Origin of the sequence: Microcoleus sp. AR_TQ3_B6 (assembly GCF_036702785.1) — a bacterium.
Taxonomy (GTDB): domain Bacteria; phylum Cyanobacteriota; class Cyanobacteriia; order Cyanobacteriales; family Microcoleaceae; genus Microcoleus.
This window is the reverse complement of record NZ_JAUBVJ010000022.1, coordinates 47,382-63,624: the sequence shown is the minus strand read 5'-3', so window position 1 is coordinate 63,624 and position 16,243 is coordinate 47,382. Positions and strand designations below refer to the sequence as shown.

15 protein-coding genes and 3 pseudogenes are annotated in these 16,243 nt (G+C 39.7%); 8 read left to right on the top strand and 10 right to left on the bottom strand.

What is annotated here, in order from left to right; all coding sequences use genetic code 11:
• Positions 1-37: 37 nt before the first annotated feature.
• On the bottom strand, positions 38-187 hold the full coding sequence (locus QUB56_RS13395; RefSeq protein ID WP_332955721.1) for a hypothetical protein: 150 nt from the start codon (positions 185-187) through the stop codon (positions 38-40).
• Positions 188-321: 134 nt separating this feature from the next.
• Between QUB56_RS13395 and QUB56_RS13390 the strand changes: the two genes are divergently transcribed.
• Together QUB56_RS13390 and QUB56_RS13385 are read left to right on the top strand one after the other, a co-directional pair.
• Positions 322-1,119, top strand: a complete 798-nt coding sequence (locus QUB56_RS13390) for a hypothetical protein (protein ID WP_332955719.1) — start codon at positions 322-324, stop codon at positions 1,117-1,119.
• A gap of 13 nt (positions 1,120-1,132) precedes the next feature.
• Positions 1,133-1,654: a DUF488 domain-containing protein gene (locus QUB56_RS13385; RefSeq protein WP_332955718.1), complete on the top strand. Its 522-nt coding sequence runs from the start codon at positions 1,133-1,135 to the stop codon at positions 1,652-1,654.
• 45 nt (positions 1,655-1,699) lie between these two features.
• On the opposite strand, the gene QUB56_RS13380 is transcribed toward QUB56_RS13385, so the two are convergent.
• Positions 1,700-2,065: a DUF3082 domain-containing protein gene (locus QUB56_RS13380; RefSeq protein ID WP_332955717.1), complete on the bottom strand. Its 366-nt coding sequence runs from the start codon at positions 2,063-2,065 to the stop codon at positions 1,700-1,702.
• A gap of 183 nt (positions 2,066-2,248) precedes the next feature.
• Positions 2,249-3,226, bottom strand: a complete 978-nt coding sequence (gene ispE, locus QUB56_RS13375; RefSeq protein WP_332955716.1) for a 4-(cytidine 5'-diphospho)-2-C-methyl-D-erythritol kinase — start codon at positions 3,224-3,226, stop codon at positions 2,249-2,251.
• A gap of 90 nt (positions 3,227-3,316) precedes the next feature.
• Here ispE and QUB56_RS13370 point away from each other — a divergent pair, with 90 nt between their 5' ends.
• The 5 genes and pseudogenes from QUB56_RS13370 to QUB56_RS13345 all read left to right on the top strand — a co-directional run.
• Positions 3,317-4,843, top strand: coding sequence for an ATP-binding protein (locus QUB56_RS13370; protein ID WP_332955715.1), 1,527 nt, complete (start codon positions 3,317-3,319; stop codon positions 4,841-4,843).
• Positions 4,844-4,976: 133 nt separating this feature from the next.
• The gene (locus QUB56_RS37185; protein WP_445243337.1) at positions 4,977-5,081 is read left to right on the top strand and encodes an IS1/IS1595 family N-terminal zinc-binding domain-containing protein; all 105 of its coding nucleotides are present in this window, start codon (positions 4,977-4,979) and stop codon (positions 5,079-5,081) included.
• A 491-nt stretch (positions 5,082-5,572) separates the two neighbouring features.
• Entirely contained in the window at positions 5,573-5,869 is a 297-nt protein-coding gene (locus QUB56_RS13365) for an ISAzo13-like element transposase-related protein (RefSeq protein ID WP_332955714.1), read from the top strand.
• Positions 5,814-6,430, top strand: a pseudogene (locus tag QUB56_RS37180) (ISAzo13 family transposase). The gene QUB56_RS13365 and the pseudogene QUB56_RS37180 overlap by 56 nt, the downstream one beginning before the upstream one ends.
• Before the next feature lie 48 nt (positions 6,431-6,478).
• A pseudogene (locus QUB56_RS13345) lies at positions 6,479-7,071 on the top strand (IS1 family transposase); the annotation flags it as partial.
• A 190-nt stretch (positions 7,072-7,261) separates the two neighbouring features.
• On the opposite strand, the gene QUB56_RS13340 reads toward QUB56_RS13345, so the two are convergent.
• From QUB56_RS13340 to rsmA, 6 genes and pseudogenes are all read right to left on the bottom strand, one after another.
• Positions 7,262-8,329, bottom strand: a complete 1,068-nt coding sequence (locus QUB56_RS13340; RefSeq protein ID WP_332955712.1) for an NAD-dependent epimerase/dehydratase family protein — start codon at positions 8,327-8,329, stop codon at positions 7,262-7,264.
• Between the two features lie 11 nt (positions 8,330-8,340).
• Positions 8,341-9,582, bottom strand: coding sequence for a glycosyltransferase 87 family protein (locus tag QUB56_RS13335; protein ID WP_332955711.1), 1,242 nt, complete (start codon positions 9,580-9,582; stop codon positions 8,341-8,343).
• A 115-nt stretch (positions 9,583-9,697) separates the two neighbouring features.
• Positions 9,698-11,008: a glycosyltransferase gene (locus tag QUB56_RS13330; RefSeq protein WP_332955710.1), complete on the bottom strand. Its 1,311-nt coding sequence runs from the start codon at positions 11,006-11,008 to the stop codon at positions 9,698-9,700.
• Positions 11,009-11,507: 499 nt separating this feature from the next.
• The gene (locus QUB56_RS13325; RefSeq protein WP_445243336.1) at positions 11,508-11,777 is read right to left on the bottom strand and encodes a transposase; all 270 of its coding nucleotides are present in this window, start codon (positions 11,775-11,777) and stop codon (positions 11,508-11,510) included.
• A gap of 259 nt (positions 11,778-12,036) precedes the next feature.
• Positions 12,037-13,089, bottom strand: a pseudogene (locus QUB56_RS13320) (IS630 family transposase).
• 282 nt (positions 13,090-13,371) lie between these two features.
• Complete coding sequence (gene rsmA / locus QUB56_RS13315) at positions 13,372-14,193, bottom strand: 16S rRNA (adenine(1518)-N(6)/adenine(1519)-N(6))-dimethyltransferase RsmA (RefSeq protein WP_332955709.1); 822 nt, start codon at positions 14,191-14,193, stop codon at positions 13,372-13,374.
• 267 nt (positions 14,194-14,460) lie between these two features.
• Between rsmA and galK the strand changes: the two genes are divergently transcribed.
• Positions 14,461-15,522, top strand: coding sequence for a galactokinase (galK, locus tag QUB56_RS13310; protein ID WP_332955708.1), 1,062 nt, complete (start codon positions 14,461-14,463; stop codon positions 15,520-15,522).
• Positions 15,523-15,529: 7 nt separating this feature from the next.
• Here the strand turns inward: galK and QUB56_RS13305 are convergent, their stop codons facing one another.
• The gene (locus QUB56_RS13305; protein ID WP_332955707.1) at positions 15,530-15,904 is read right to left on the bottom strand and encodes a signal peptidase I; all 375 of its coding nucleotides are present in this window, start codon (positions 15,902-15,904) and stop codon (positions 15,530-15,532) included.
• Between the last annotated feature and the right edge of the window lie 339 nt (positions 15,905-16,243).

The window sequence follows — 16,243 nt, the reverse complement described above, 5'->3', positions numbered from 1 at the left end:
AAAGAAATAAATAATCAATAGCCCATTTTGGTCAAAACTAAATTTCATAATCAACAACATCTTCCGGCAACTCTACCACACCCGCAATCAACTTCCAACAAGGGTCATCTCCCTCCCAATCATCGGGCCGCCAAGGCATACTCAAACTCACTGTTACCAAACAAGCTTTTTGCGGTCGATACCTCAATTCTAACCATTTGGGACATACTACTACTCATTCTGGAGAATGTCTTGGGTATTGCCATAAATTATATTTTATGGTATGTATAAACATATTACTAGCTATTGCTTCAAAAAATACAATTATCAAGACTAGATATTATGGAAACAAAAAAAATATTAATTGCAACTAAGACCTATCCATCAATTAGTACAAAATACCGAGAAACCGTATGCACAGCGGGAGTTATATTGGATGAGGAAGAAAAACCACTTAAGTGGGTTCGCATTTATCCTATTCGCTTCCGACAATTAGATTTCGATCGGCGCTATCCAAGATGGTCTATTATAAGTGCTAAAATTGAAAGAAATGATAAAGATTATAGAGTGGAGAGTTTTCGGATAGATGATGAATCAATAGAAGTTGTGAAAAAAATTGACACGAGTAATAACTGGAGTGAACGAAAAAAACTTGTTTTACCACTACAGTTCAGATCGATTCGGGATATACAAAATCAAGATAAGTCTCTAGGGATTATTAAACCACGAACTATTAAAAAGTATTTCTGGGAAGAAACCACACGTGAGTGGAGTCCAAAGCAGCAAGGAGTTATCGATCAGTTAGATTTGTTTGAGCCAACAATAGAACTTGAAAAAATCCCATATAAGTTTGGGTATAATTTTATTGATGAAGATGGCGACGAACATCGGTATAGTATTAGTGATTGGGAAATTAAAGAACTTTATAGGAAATGTAGAGATAAATCTCAGAGTTTAACCCCACTTGCCAAAGAGCATGATGCCCGCGAAAAAGTAAGGCAAAAACTAGAGGTTGAATTTTTAGGCAATAAGGATTTATACTTTATAGTAGGAAACTTAAAAAACCATAAAAAAAGTTTTATGATAATTGGCTTATTTTATCCGCCCATAGTTTCTCATACTCAGCTTACCTTGTTCTAATTCTAAAATTACGATGGATAAACTTATTTGCACCAAAAATCAATCTTCTCAATCCCCCCAAATTTCTCTTAGCACCACGAGTGAAGAGGAAGTTGAAGATTTTTGTAAGAGAGGTAATGAATCGGAATTACCTGAAAATGAATACATTTTTACCTTTGGTTATGGAAATCGCACAAACTACGACTTATTTTTAGCATATCTGCAAAATTATGATATTAAATATGTCATTGATGTTCGGAAAAATCCTCGCGCTTGGACTCGCAGATGGTATGGGGATAAAATTAAAGAATTTTGCTTTTCACAAAACATTGAATACATTTCCAAAATCGATTTAGGAAATACATCTGGCACCCAAAAATGGATGCCGCCCAATAAAAAAAAAGCCAAAGCTGCTTTGCGTGAAGTTGCAGAAATCACTCAGCAAGGCACAGTTTTATTGTTATGTGCTGAAATGAATCCCGATAAATGTCACCGGGTAGATGTTGCTGAGAAATTAGCAAAATTAGTTTCACTACCAGTTAAGCATTTGCCGTGACAATAAATAATTGCACTGATATTTACTTGGTAAGAGACATAACGCTTAAACACCAGAAGATCTATCGGTTTTTTTCACGAACTTTTGAATCAAAAGTTGCAAAGCTAGCAGCATCAAACCCAAAGACGCAAAAGCAAAAACACCGGCACCCAAAGCGACAATCCCCATGACTAAAGTTCGCACAGCCGCCGCAATATTAATCGCAGTTACATTGTCAGAATGAATGGGCGCATTTGCAAAGGTTTGGACGATCGACAAAGTTAGGGCGTACAAAGCCGCCGCAAAGCCGCCCGCGATCAGCGAACCGATCGCGCACCGCAAAATCGTCGGCGCATCAGAAGATGCAGAGGTTGCATCCCCAGCCGAACTCAGAGGTTTAGAACTAGAATTTGGATTAGTTAAATCAGCCATTGCGATTTTAGATTTTAGATTTTAGATTTTAGGTTTTTGGTTAATTAACCAAAACTAAAATCGGTGTTTCATGCCATTTTATCAGTTCTTCGATCTCAATAGACTCTGCGCAAAGTTAGATTCATCTTGACCATCGCCGGTGAGACGCGTTTAACGGGCGATCGCGATCGCACCATTTGCGAGTTACACCCTCGAAATCGGCGGTTTCGTATCATTTCCCTCCGAAAAAATCCGAATCCCAGTATTGCTAAACTTTGCTACCCAAAAATCCAAATCGGGAGAAGCGATCGCACTTTTAACCCGTTCCAAAATCTGCTGAGCCTGCTCGGGAGACTCCGCCAGCGCAAACACCGTCGGTCCGGAACCCGACATCATCGTTCCCAGAACCCCCGCCGACTCAAAAGCCTCCTGCAACTGCAACACCTGCGGGTACACAGGCAAAGCAACTTTTTCTAAATCGTTGTGCAGCAATTCACCAATTTTCGATCGATCTTTTTGGGCGATCGCCCCCACCATCGGCCCCGAATGTAGCCGTTCCCGGCGGCAATCCAAATCCTGGGCTGCACAATAGGAACTACTGAACTGCTGGCGATAAGTTTGATACGCCCATGCCGTAGAAATACTGAGATTGCGGTACTTCGCCAGCACCACAGACAAACCGCCCAAATCCGGCAGCGGCGACAGTTTATCCCCGCGGCCGGTTGCCAAAGCCGTACCTCCAGCAATACAAAAAGGCACATCCGAACCCAAAGTTCCTCCCAACTCTTGCAACTCCGACTGAGTAAGTCCCAATTGCCACAGCAAATCCATCCCGACTAAAACCGCAGCCGCATTTGCAGAACCGCCTGCGAGTCCCGCCGCCACCGGAATCTGCTTGTGAATGGCAATCTCGACTCCGCCGTATTTCGCCAAAGCATCGGGGAATTGCTTCGCCAACAAATCCGCCGCCCGGTAGGCCAAGTTATTCTTATCAGGAGGGACTTGCGGGTGATCGCAGCGCACGCGAATCGTGTCCGTCCCGATCGCGCGCAAGTCAATTCGATCGGCTAAATCTATGCTTTGAAGTACCATCGCCAGTTCGTGATATCCGTCGGGGCGATCGCCTATGATTTCCAGATACAGATTGATTTTTGCTGAAGCTAGTAGAGAATATGAACGCATAGGTGATTAAGCCGCAGGTGAAAGAAACCCCTGGTTGAAATTAATTGACACCAGTCCGAGTCCATTTTCTCACAACTCAAAGGAAATATTATGCAGGAAATGTGGAAAACTTTTTTTAGTTCCGGGTCATTTATTCCTCACGGTCACTGCTATCTCTGGCATACCCCGTTAGTCTGGCTTCACGTTGCCTCAGATTCTATAATTGCACTGGCGTATTTTTCCATCCCGATTACATTGGTTTATTTTATTTCCAAACGCGAAGATTTGCCCTTTGATTGGATCTTTGCTCTGTTTGGAGCCTTTATCGTCGCCTGTGGGATCACTCACCTATTTGAACTCTGGACACTTTGGCATCCTACCTATTGGCTTTCAGGAACAATGAAAGCAATTACTGCCCTTATTTCATTTGCTACAGCCATACTTTTGGTAGACTTAATGCCTCAAGCCTTAGCACTTCCCAGTCCCGCCCAGTTAGAATCCGCCAACCGACTCCTAGAAGCTGAAATTGTAGAGCGCCAATTAGCAGAACTTGCCATCCAACAAGCTAAAGAAGAATTAGAAATTCGAGTCGAGGAACGCACCGCAGAGTTAAAGTCTCAAACTCAACATTTAGAATTTGCCAACCGACTCCTAGCAGCGGAAATTGTCGAGCGCCACTTAGCAGAAGCTGCACTACAAAAAGCTAAAGAAGAATTAGAAATTCGAGTCGAGGAACGCACTGCAGAGTTACAGTTTCAAACTCAACAGCTAGAACAAGCATTGTCTGAATTGAAGCAGGCTCAATCCAACCTAATTCACAGCGAAAAAATGTCCTCTTTAGGGCAATTAGTCGCTGGTATTGCTCATGAAATCAACAATCCGATTAACTTTATTTACGGCAATATTACTCACACTCGCGAGTATGCCTATAGTTTGGTAGAAGTAGTGAATCTATATCAAGAGCAGTATCCGACTCCCGTACCCATTGTTCAAGAAAAAATCAAGTCTGTAGATTTAGATTTTATCATTTCTGACCTGCCAAAGATATTAACTTCTATGAAAAACGGCGCCGAGCGAATTTTTGGTATTGTCAAGTCGCTGCGAATTTTTTCTCGCCATGACGAAGCAGAAAGGAAATTAGCCGACATTCATGAAGGAATTGACAGCACACTGATGATTTTGCAAAGCCGATTGAATTCTAAGCCCGGTTTGGGCAGCATTCAAGTTATCAAAGAATATGGCAATTTACCGAAAATAGAGTGCTATCCCGGACAGCTAAATCAAGTATTTATGAATATCATCGCTAATGCTATTGATGCTTTAGAAGAGGACAACCGCAGCGAGTCGATTGCAGCGAATGAAGCTAATCCCCGCATCATCAAAATTTCTACTAAACTTTTAGACAGTAAAGTGGTAGAAATCAGAATTAGGAACAACGGCCCAGAAATAACTGAATCGGTGATGAAGCAGTTATTTAATCCATTTTTTACCACTAAACCAGTAGGTAAAGGCACGGGATTGGGTTTATCGATCGGCTATCAAATTATCACAGTAAGACATCAAGGCGAATTGCAGTGTATTTCTGCACCCGGTCAAGGTGCGGAATTTATTATTAAAATTCCGATTAGCCTGCAATAAACCTTTAAAAATCCACAACAAACCTAAATTAAACCATTTGTAGTCAGGCAGAAAAATCCTTATTTATAAAAAGGTAGTGATGCACAGTAATGGTTTAATAGATTAAATCCACATAAATTTCAGAGGTCAAAGTATGGAATATCCTAATTGCCCAAGCGATTTTTTTATTAAAAATGGAAAGACTTATTACAGAAAACAGCGATTTAAATGTAAAAACTGTAGTCGTCAAGAAGATTGAAAATTCTAAAGAGAAGGAATGAAAAACAAATAAGTTGATAATTATCGGTTTTATTAAAAAAAGTGCGCTTATTGCAATTTTTACCAAAACAGAGATTAACTCACAACAAATTTTTCTACTTAACTCCTCTAATTTGCGTTTAAACCCATGTTTTATTCTAATTCAATTGAGTCAGAAATGAAAAATTTTTATAAATCCTTATCAGAAAAGGATAAAAGAAGGTATGCAGCTATAGAATCTCAAAAATTGGGGTGGGTGGAATTAGCTATGTAATGAAACTTTTGGGATGCAGTCGAAATACCAAAATCAAGGGATTGGAGGATTTAGAAAAAATGGACTCAGAGACACTAAATAGTTCCAGGATCAGAAAGAAAGTCGGGGGCAGAAAAAGTATTCTGTCTACTCAAATCGGCATTGATGCAGCATTTTTAGAAGTTTTAAAAAATCACACAGCCGGAGACCAAATGAATGAGTTAATCAAATAAACTAATTTGACGCATAAAGAAATAGCTTCTGGATTACGCTCAGCAGGTTTCACCATTAGTTTACCCTTAGTTGCAAAGCTATTAAAAAAGCATGGATATGTGAAACGAAAAGCCCAAAAAAAGCAAACAATAGGAAGCAACAAAAATCGGAACGCTCAATTTAAAATATTGCGAGACTTGATACAGAGTATAGAGAAGCCAGCAATCCTATCCTACGCTTTGACACCAAAAATAAATTTTAGGAAATTTGTATCGTCCGGTAACTCTTTATACAAAGGAGCATATCACTACTTTCGATCATAATTTTTGGAGTTTAGGTCACGGTAAAGTGATCCCACATGGGGTTTATGATTCTCAACAAAACCGAGGATATATAACATTAGCAAATAGTAAAAATACCAGTGAATTCGCCTGTAAGTATTTAAAAAACTGGTCGAATAATTATGGAAAAGCCACCTACCCTAACGCTAATTCTATCTTGGCTAAATGTGAGGGTGGAGGTAGTAATAATGCTAATTATTATATTTCAAAGAAGATTTGCATAAATTAGTTAATGAAATAGTAATTGATATCAGACTTGGTCATTACCCTCCTTATACATCTAAATATAATCCCATAGAACATCGACTTTTTCCTCATATTACCAGGGCTTGTCAAGTAGTGATTTTTACAAGCTGATAATTAGTCAAAGCTCTGGTAGAAAGAACTCAAACTAAAACGGGGCTATCTGTAGCTGTAAATATCCTTAATAAAGTTTTTGAAACTTGCCGAAAGGTAGCTAATAATTTCACAAATACTATGGAAATTGTTTTTGATGAATATTTGCCCCAATGGAATTATCGAGCCGTACCTCGACCTGAGTAATTGATTAAGTTATTTATTTTTCATGCCTTAAGCAGATTTCACTCCTCGACTAAAGCCTTAATTGAGCTGCTGATTTTAGAGAAAAATTCTCAAGCCGGAATTGCTAGAGCTACGGGGCTATCTATTCGATGGCTTCAGAATTATCTAAATAAAAAGTATGCCGAAATTTCCCCATAAATTCGGTGAAGAAAAAAGCTCCCATGTCAGTTGACTTTAAAGCTAGATGAAATGTGGTCATTTGTCAAAAACCAGCGAAACAAGCAAGGGATATGGATAGCTTTAGATCAAAAGACCCGTGAACTTGTTGGGCTTTATATTGGAGACCGCTCAAAAAAATCTGCGGAAAAGCTCTCGCAATCTTTACCTCCTGTCTATAGACAATGTGCTGTTTGTTATACTGATTTTTGGGAATCTAGATGAGGAAGTGCTACCGTTTAAAAGACATCGACCTGTAGGCAAAGAATCGGGAAAAACCACCCATATTGAAAGACTTAATAATACTTTACGGCAGCGAATTTCTCGTTTGGTTCGTAAAACCTTGTCTTTCTCAAAAAAACTGCTTGCACCATATTGGGGCAATTTTTAACTTTGTACATCACTATAATTCTTGCACCAGAAAAGGATATCATTACTGTGCATGACTACCCAAAGACTTAATAGCAGCCAAACGGCGATTAACAGTAGATTCAGCCAAACCTTTATCAATTAGCTTGGCTTTATTAGGACTTACGCAGGCTTAAGGCTGTAGGAAGGCTTTGAGATTGCTAAGCCCGCTCCGGGCAGGCTTCGCTCGCAATGACAGCATTAAATTGTCTATGCCTAAGTCCAGTTTTAATTAAAAACGTCAGTGACGTATTTCTCAAATTGATAAATCCACTCATAAATTTCAGTGAGAGTTATCTTAGCATCTCTTTTGGGTTGCCATCCAGTGGCATTCATCACTTGGCGGGAGTCTGTAATAAAAATAGGAATATCACCGATGCGGTTTTCTAGAATAGGATTGATTGTAATTTTATGTCCCGTAATTTCCTGACAAAGCTGAGTTGTTTCATAAAGCGAAAGCGTGTTGTTAACCCCACCACCCACATTAAAAATTTGTCCTTTTAATTTTTCTAAATTGTCAATTTGTAAATCTATCAATTCTAGTAAATCTGCTATATGCAAAAAGTCTCTGACCTGTTTGCCTGTCCCTCCATAACCGATGTATTGTAAGGGTTTTTGGAAGTAGTGAAATGCTATCCACAAGGCAAAAATACCTTGATCTACTTTGCCCATTTGCCAGGGGCCAGTCAACACGCCACACCGATTAATTAGAGTTCTTAATCCATAGGCATCCGCATATTCAGTAATTAGTAATTCTGAGGCTAATTTGGTTGAACCGTAGAGAGAACGAGCTTTATCCAAGGGAAATTCCTCTGAAATACCATGACTAGAAGCTCCTCGTAAAGATTGTTGCTCTAAAAGTTGAAAACGGGTTTCTGCTTCTGTGAAGTTTAAAGCATTAAGATAAGCAATAGGATAAATTCGACTGGTAGACAGAAAAATAAAATCTGCGTGAGTTTGACGAGCTAATTCTAAACAGTTAATGGTTCCGACTAAGTTAGTTTGTAATACATAACCAGGAGAAGTGTATCCTGCTAAAACCGATGGTTCCGCAGAACATTCTAAAATTAAATCTGATTGCAATACTACCGGATCTAAATCTTCTGGATTTCGGATATCACCATGAACAAACTGAATACCTGCTTGCTTGAGCCGGGGTAAATTTAATTCTGAACCCCTTCGCCTCAGATTATCTAAGGCCGTAATTTGCCAGTCGGGATGGCGTTGGGCCAGTCCCAAACCAAGAGAACTGCCTACAAATCCTGAACCCCCAGTAATCAAAACTCTTCTACTCATAATTGTTTACCTCACTGATTGTTAGCGTCAAAACCTCTAGGTTGAAAATATATATAATTTTTTAACCAGTTTGGCAATGTTAATATTGTACTGTAAACTAAAAATAAAAACAATAGCCAATTGAGCAATTCATCTAAGTAGTAAACTTGGTCACTTTTACTGCTTAACCAAGTAGTTAAAATGATTACCATTAATGCTAGACCGGAGATCGACTCAAATTGAACTTGAGTCTTTAGCCACGCCAAGATTTGTGGAATAGTAAACAGTAAAAATATGAGCCTATAGTCCCAATTATTACCTATTAAGAAAGTTCCGATATATATACTAGAACCTACCCTAAAAGCTTCAATTTGATTAAGATTTAGTTTGTTATTTTGAAATAAATTCTGTGTGTGCTTAGCCAATAAATAAGATATCAACAAAAATAAGGCTATGGTCAAAGAAAATAGTAATAACTTGATTTTATTAAAATATTGTGGAATATGATAATTATTAAAACTATAAAAATATCTGTCTAATTCATCAAAAATAACATCAAATATTACCTTTCCCCCATAAGAAAGTATTGTACCTCTGGGTGTCGCCTTACTAACAAGAATAATACTTTCATAATTTGTAACTACATAAATTCCAAAAACTATAAATATCGACAAAAAAATAACAGTAAAAATTCGCTTTTTTTCTTTAAGAGCAGTTATTAAAGCAAAAATAGGGTAAAGTTTTAAAATGGCAGCAAACATTATTATTATGTAAGAAAAATAACGCCAAATAGCGGTTTTATTTTTCATTATTAATAAAGATAAAGATAAAAGAATAAAAATAATTAGATCGTTGTTACCCCGTTCTATGGCCAACATTGCTGAAGGAGAACACAAAATTAGTGCATAAAACAAAGCTTCAATATAGTTCAATCGTTTAATAGTAATAAAGACTAAGCTAAAAAATAGCAATCCGAACAGAATTCCCAAAATAACTGTATGACTTTGATCTAATCCCCAGGATGCAGGGACTGACCAAATTCGTGGATAGTTCATCGGACGCTTCCAAGGATCGCAGGGATTCGAAACGAGAACATCATAGCCTAAGCGAATACATTCAGCACCAGCCGTGATCACCCTTAGATCGGCAAAGGGAGGGAGGAGTTTTCCAACTAATGGATATATTAAATTAAATTTAATCCCTAGGAAATTAAAATTTTTAATCCATGAATCAGGGTAACTAGAGAAAAAATTTGTAGCAAGAGCTATGGGCATAAAATATGCAATTAAAATTGCCAACAATAAGAGGCGTCCGTCAAATTTAGTGGTTTTGGATAACTGATGGTTAAAATAGTTGTGAAAGCTTTGTAAAACTCTATGCATAGATTATTTATTTCTCCATTTGTTTGAGGATGGTTGTTTGAGTTTGCTTGCGAACATAATCTCCCATAGAAAAATGTTTTTCTAGCCAAATATAAAGAACAATAAATAAATATCTGCTTCCCATTTCTTTGATTTTTAGCTTAGATACTCCTGCTTTACGATTTTGCCATGTAATAGGAATAATTTTGTATGAATACCCCCTAACAATTGCCTTGAGAGGAATTTCAACAGTTAAGTTAAAGTGATGAGATAGCAGCGGGTAAATACCTTGAATTACCTCTCTACGGTAGCCTTTAAAGGCATTAGTTGTATCATTTAATTTTAATCCGAATATGATTTGAATAAATAAATTAGCTAACCGGTTTATGAATAACTTATGAGGGGGATAATCAACAACTTTACTGCCCTTGATGAATCGAGAACCAAACACGCAATCATAACCTTCTTGCAGAAGATAATAGTAATCAACAATATTTTCCGGAGAATCGGAACTATCGGCCATAACAATGGCTACAGCGTCTCCTTGAAAATTCTCTAAACCGCAGCGAATAGCAAAACCAAAGCCGTTAGGAAAATAGTTATTTATGTAACGCACTTTGCTGGTTTGAAAACAGAGTTTTTGCAATAATTCTTCTGTGCGATCGCAACTATTATCATTGACTATGATAATTTCATAATTAATTCCCTCTTTCTCTAGTAATTGGGTGATAGATTCAACAGTTTCGACTATACAACCTTCTTCATTATGAGCTGGAATTAAAATCGAAAAAAGTTTAATTTCTGTCGATTTTTCTGATTGAGGCACTTTTATTGAGTAAGAAGAGCTATTTTCCAGTGCAGGAGCCAATCCTTCTGGATAATATATTTCTGGAGGAAAAAGTGTTGGTTTCTGAGTTTGTTGAAGTGGAGTTTTAAAGACGAATCGATCACTAATCTGATAATTTAGAGATGCACTCAAGAGTACACCTACCAAGGTATTAATTACGTAATTTATATTTAACCAATCTAATAAAGGAAATAGCAGGAAGATGCGAGCGATTACGGAAGTACCAGCCGAGAGATGGTACAAGGGAATTTGTCGCCACAATACCTCTTGAAGTGTCCACGAACCTCCTGGCACAACCCAAATTCGATAGATAAAAAAACTTGCTAAAAGTGAAAATTCAATTGAGATTACATTAGCAATATTGCGTAAGGTGGGTGTATCAAACCCTAGCTTGTCAATTAGCAAAAAAATCAAAATCAAATTTATGATTGCTGATACACCATCGCTTAAAATAAATTTAAAAAGTTTTTGCAGAAATAGCTTTTTTAGCATATTGAAAAAACCTAAAAACTACATTATTTCTTTTTTTCTTTTTAAGCTTTTGACATTCCTACCCCTTCAAGGGTAAACTTTCGTGGCATTTTATCTGTAAAATTTTTACGGTAGCCACATTGTAAGGGATAAGATCACATAAAATGCGAATATTCACATTAAGAGTTGTAAAAATTTTGCCTTGGGGTTGCGATCGCGAACCCTGACATACTGGGGACTGGGGAATGTTCAATTATAACAGGACTTACGCAAAAATACCCGTAACGCCGCCATCCTGGCGGTTCTTTACCGCCAGGATGGCGGCGTTACGTAAAGCGTGCGTAAGGCCTGCATAACACAATACGGGTTACTTAAGACCGAACAAGTGGTACACTAGAGCGTCGGTACAGTATTAGAAATTGACAAAAAAAGAGATCTATGAATTTACCCGGTCAAGGAATTCAACTCTATGCCCGGTTGAATTGGCGCAACCTTAGAGATTCGAGCAATAACGTCAAGGTTATGGAAAACAGCGACTCGACGTAGTTCGAAGAGATTTTTCCGTTGTCGCTCGATACCGAGCACGATCACCCTGCCCATGACCAATAGGGGCTAATGAGTGTTCAACAGTAGTACGCCTTCTCAAGTCGAGACGACCAGAGGCAGTAGATTGACCCGATCGCAACTCTTGCATTAAGGCTTCATCAGGATGAATGGATACAGTCCGTCCTTTTTTACTGTTTGTGCAGTCGGCTCTTAAAGCACAAATTGTACATTTCGCTTTTTTCATCACCGAAATTTCCCCAGAAATTTCTGCATACTTTTTATTTAGATAATTCTGAAGCCATCGAGTTGATACCCCCGCAGCTCTAGCAATTCCGGCTTGAGAAATTTTTTATAAAATCAGTCGCTAAATTAAGGTTTTAGTTTCAAAGTTAAATCTGCTTATATTTAGAATTTTCAATTTTCTTGACCGCCACAGTTTTTACATTTAAATCGCTGTTTTCTGTAATAATTATTTCCCTTTTTAAGCTGAGGAGCAGCTTAATTTAATAAATAGCATTTCCTTTATTTTTAATTCTTATAGAGCAATTAATTATAAGCTGTCCTTCATTTAACAATTTATTTAATAACTCTTCTAACTGGTTTACAGATTCAAACAGCCTATGAGCAATATATTCTTTGGCGGAGTGCCAAACAAGTTCAATTAAATTAAAATCCGGGCGTAAAAAGGTAAAAACTCTAGCCTAATGTTCGGCATTTCTGCCTCTATTTTAGCTAATACATATTTTCTTTTATGAAAACTAGCATTGTCTAAAATGATAACAATTTTCTGCCCCAAGTCTTGAAAATTTTCTTGGGGTTTCCCTGTCTCTACCCATTCTTTCCTGAGTAAGGTATGCAAAGCTTTAATCTGTCGATAAAATGTATCTGCATCTCCTTTTTTAATGACAAACTTTATTCTTTTTTGATCGTTATATCGTAAGCCTCCCATCATATTTACTCTTCCTCTTCTCCTTTGACCAGTTACTTTCTTGTGGCTACCTTTTTGACCCCATGTTTTTCTCCTAATCACCCTTAAGCTAAATCCACTCTCGTCCCAAAACCATACCTGTAGACGTTCTGGAGCTTCTTGGGATATTTTCAAATACTCTAATAATTTCTCTTTAAACGCTTTCCTCGCTCGCTGGATTCTGTTTGTCTTCTAAGCTGTACTTTGCCCAAAGGTAGACGTACTTTTTTCTCTCTAATATTCTCCTGACTTGAGAACCACTTAACTTAATTGCTGTTGCTTGCTCTAGATATGTTGCCAATCTATTTGCTGTCCATCTACCAAATTCGTATCCATATTCTAATGGCTCTTTTTCTACCACCTCTAGTAATACTTCTTCATATTTAGGAGTGGCTTTCCGAAAGTTACCCTGACTTCTTCCGTCTATAAAGCTTTCCATTTTATCTGGGTCGCCATTAACTGCCCAGTCTGCTACTGTTGGATATGAAATTCCTAAAAATTTTGCTATTTGTTGGTATGTTTTTCCCTCATTTATGAGCAGTAAGATGAAAACCCTCTCTCGGATTTGAGGATTTTCATCTTCTTTGATCGCTTTGAGTAGCCTTTATTTTTGCTCTTGAGACAGATGATTTTTAGCTGGCATTTATGTCTGGGTTATTTTTAATACTTAGCATTATATTATAAAATTAAGCTGCTCCGCAGCTTAATAAAAAAATCGCTTTGGCAATTAGGACATTCCATACTTCGGTCTCTTAAATTTATGTGGATTTAATCTATTAAACCATTACTGTGCATCACTACCTATAAAAAAACAGAAGATCCAGATACCAGACTTCTTTAAGAATTCGGGTATCTAACTGAATGGTTAACGTCAAACCTCGCACATAATATTATTACTCAAATTTACCCATTGCTCCACGCTTAAATCTTCAGCGCGAGATTGAGGATTTATCTGTAACTCTTCTAACAATTGAACGAGTTTATCTAAATCCACAGCCCCTTTCAAATTATTTCGCAGCATCTTGCGCTTGCTACCAAATCCCAACTTAACTAAATTCTCCAAATAGCGCGGATTAACCGCCGCAGTTTCTATCTGTCTGGGAAGCAGCCGCACCACGGCAGAATCGACTTTTGGCGGCGGAAAAAAGTCTTTAGAGGGCACATCGCAAATTAACTCGCATTCTGCTAAATACTGCACCCGCACCGACAAAGCGCCAAAAGCTGTCGAACCCGGTTTAGCGTAAAGCCTTTGGGCCACTTCTTTCTGCACTAAAAGCACGATCGCATCGAAGGGTTTAGCAGCAGGAACAGATATCGTTCCCAGCAGTTTTTGCAGGATCGGGCCGGTAATATTATAAGGAATATTGGCAACAACTTTATTGGGATTTTGGAATTTGGGAAAGGCTGTTAGTTCAGCCTCTAAGTCCATTTCCAGGATGTCGCCTTGCAGCAGTAAAAAATTGTCGGTTTTGCCGAGTTGTTTGGCTAGCTTGAGACACAAATCTCGATCGATCTCCACAGCAACAACAGACTCAGCCGCAGGCAGCAAACGCCGAGTCAAAATCCCCGTACCCGGCCCAATTTCCAGGACGCGATCGCCATCCAAAGAAGCCGCTTTCACAATCTTATCTAAGGCTTTCTCGCTTTTGAGCCAATGTTGAGCAAACTGTTTCCGGGGTCTGGTCGATCGCATTTTTTGAATTGTGGGAGAAATCTTAGCCTGTCATTTTATCACAGCTCAATATCTTTTCCTAACCTACGGTCAATCGATTTTAGATTTTAGATTTTAGATTTTAGATTGAAGCATTGACCCCACGGATGAATCCGGGGGCTTGTATCCTGGATGCTTTCGGTCATGTTTATTTTTGTTAACAGGCGTTGAATTAACAAAAAAACTTGGGCACTATAAAAGGATAAACTATAAAAAATAAATTAATTTCCAATTACCAATTCCCCAAAAATGCAATTCCAACGAGTATTTGGTACATTACCCCAAACCACAGCCAGCGCGCCCGGAAGAGTAAACCTGCTGGGCGAACACACAGACTACAACGATGGATTTGTACTTCCAACTGCGATTCCCCAGCACACAACAGTAGAAATCGGCTTCAGCAGCGACGCTTTACACCATTTTTATTCAGCAGAATATGACGAACTCATAAATTATTCAGACGACGATGCCATACCGCAACAATTCGTCAGTTATATCTGTGGCTGCCTGAGACTTTTAGAAAAAGAAGGATACAAAGTACCGCCAATAAATCTCTACATTACCTCGAGTGTGCCGATCGGAGCCGGTTTGTCCAGCAGCGCCGCTTTAGAAATAGCAACCCTCAGAGGACTGCGCGCGCTGCTGGATCTCCCCCTAGAAGACGTGCGGCTAGCTCAAATCGGACAGCAAGCCGAAATCCAGTATGCCGGCTTGAACTGTGGCATCATGGATCAAATGGCGTCGAGTTTAGCAGATACCAACACCATGCTATTTATCGACACCCGCAGCCTCGAATGCCGCGCGATACCTTTTCCCCCAAGCACAGAAATTTTAATCATTGACAGTGGCGAAAGCCACAAACTAGCAGCAGGAAGCGGCTACAATCAGCGGCGCGCCGAGTGCGAGGAATCCGCCCGGATATTGGGAGTTAAGGCTCTCAGGGATATCGCCGATCCGCAAGCAGTGGAAGTATTGCCCGAACCCCTCCGGAGGCGAGCGCGCCATGTTGTTACCGAAAACAACCGCGTGCTCGAAGCTGTAAAATCTTTGCCAGCACAGCGTTTTGGCGAGTTAATGAATGCTTCCCACGCCAGTCAGCGCGATGACTACGAAGTTTCGGTGCCGGCAGTAGACGCGCTGGCGGCAATTTTGCAGTCACTCCCCGGAGTCTTTGGCGCCAGGCTGACGGGCGGAGGTTTTGGCGGTGCTTGCGTAGCGCTGGTTGAGAGTGGGGAAGCCGGTGCGATCGCATCCGAGGCGATCGATCGCTACAAGGGCGAGGGTTATAGCGGCCGCGTTTTGGTTCCCTAAGTTAAAGTTAATTCTTAACGCCAGAACTATCTCCCGCCAGGGAAGGCCAGCGCACAGTGACGATCGTAGAATCCTCCTCGGCGGACCAATAATGAGGCACTCCCGGCAGCCACAGAGCATAATCTCCTTCGCGAGACAGCAAGATTTCTCGATCGGGAAATTGCAGGCGAAACCGCCCTTTTACCAGGATAGAAAGCGTGGTGGCTTGCGCATTTACCGCCCACTGAGTCCTGCAATCTCCGGCAGGGTGAGCGCCCCATTTTACCTCTAAAACAGAAGTCGATCGCGGGTCGTCTTCCGGGGTCATAAAGTGACCGGCAAACCACCCGCCGCGACTTGCACCTTCAGCGCCCGCATTTCCAAAAACTACTTCTGAGGACATCAGCTAATCAGGTAAACAACAAATAGCTGGAGAGCACAAACTCTACATTTTGTACTCAAGGACATCCCGCTCGATCGAGCGTGCCGTAGGGACACTCCAAAAGTCAATAGATGTCAACTTAACGTACAACTTAACGTACAACCGATAGTCCGACAGGGGTTGAAACAAGAGCCTCAAAGCTAAAGTCGTCTGAAGACGACTAATGAGTTTTTCAGTCCTCTTTGAGAGGACTTTAGCTATTAGACAGGGAATTCATTCCCTGGCGGACTAACGGGTGGGCGGGAGGACTGGTGGACAAAAAGCTTAAGTTGAACCCCTATAGGCTTGGCCTAAGTCCCT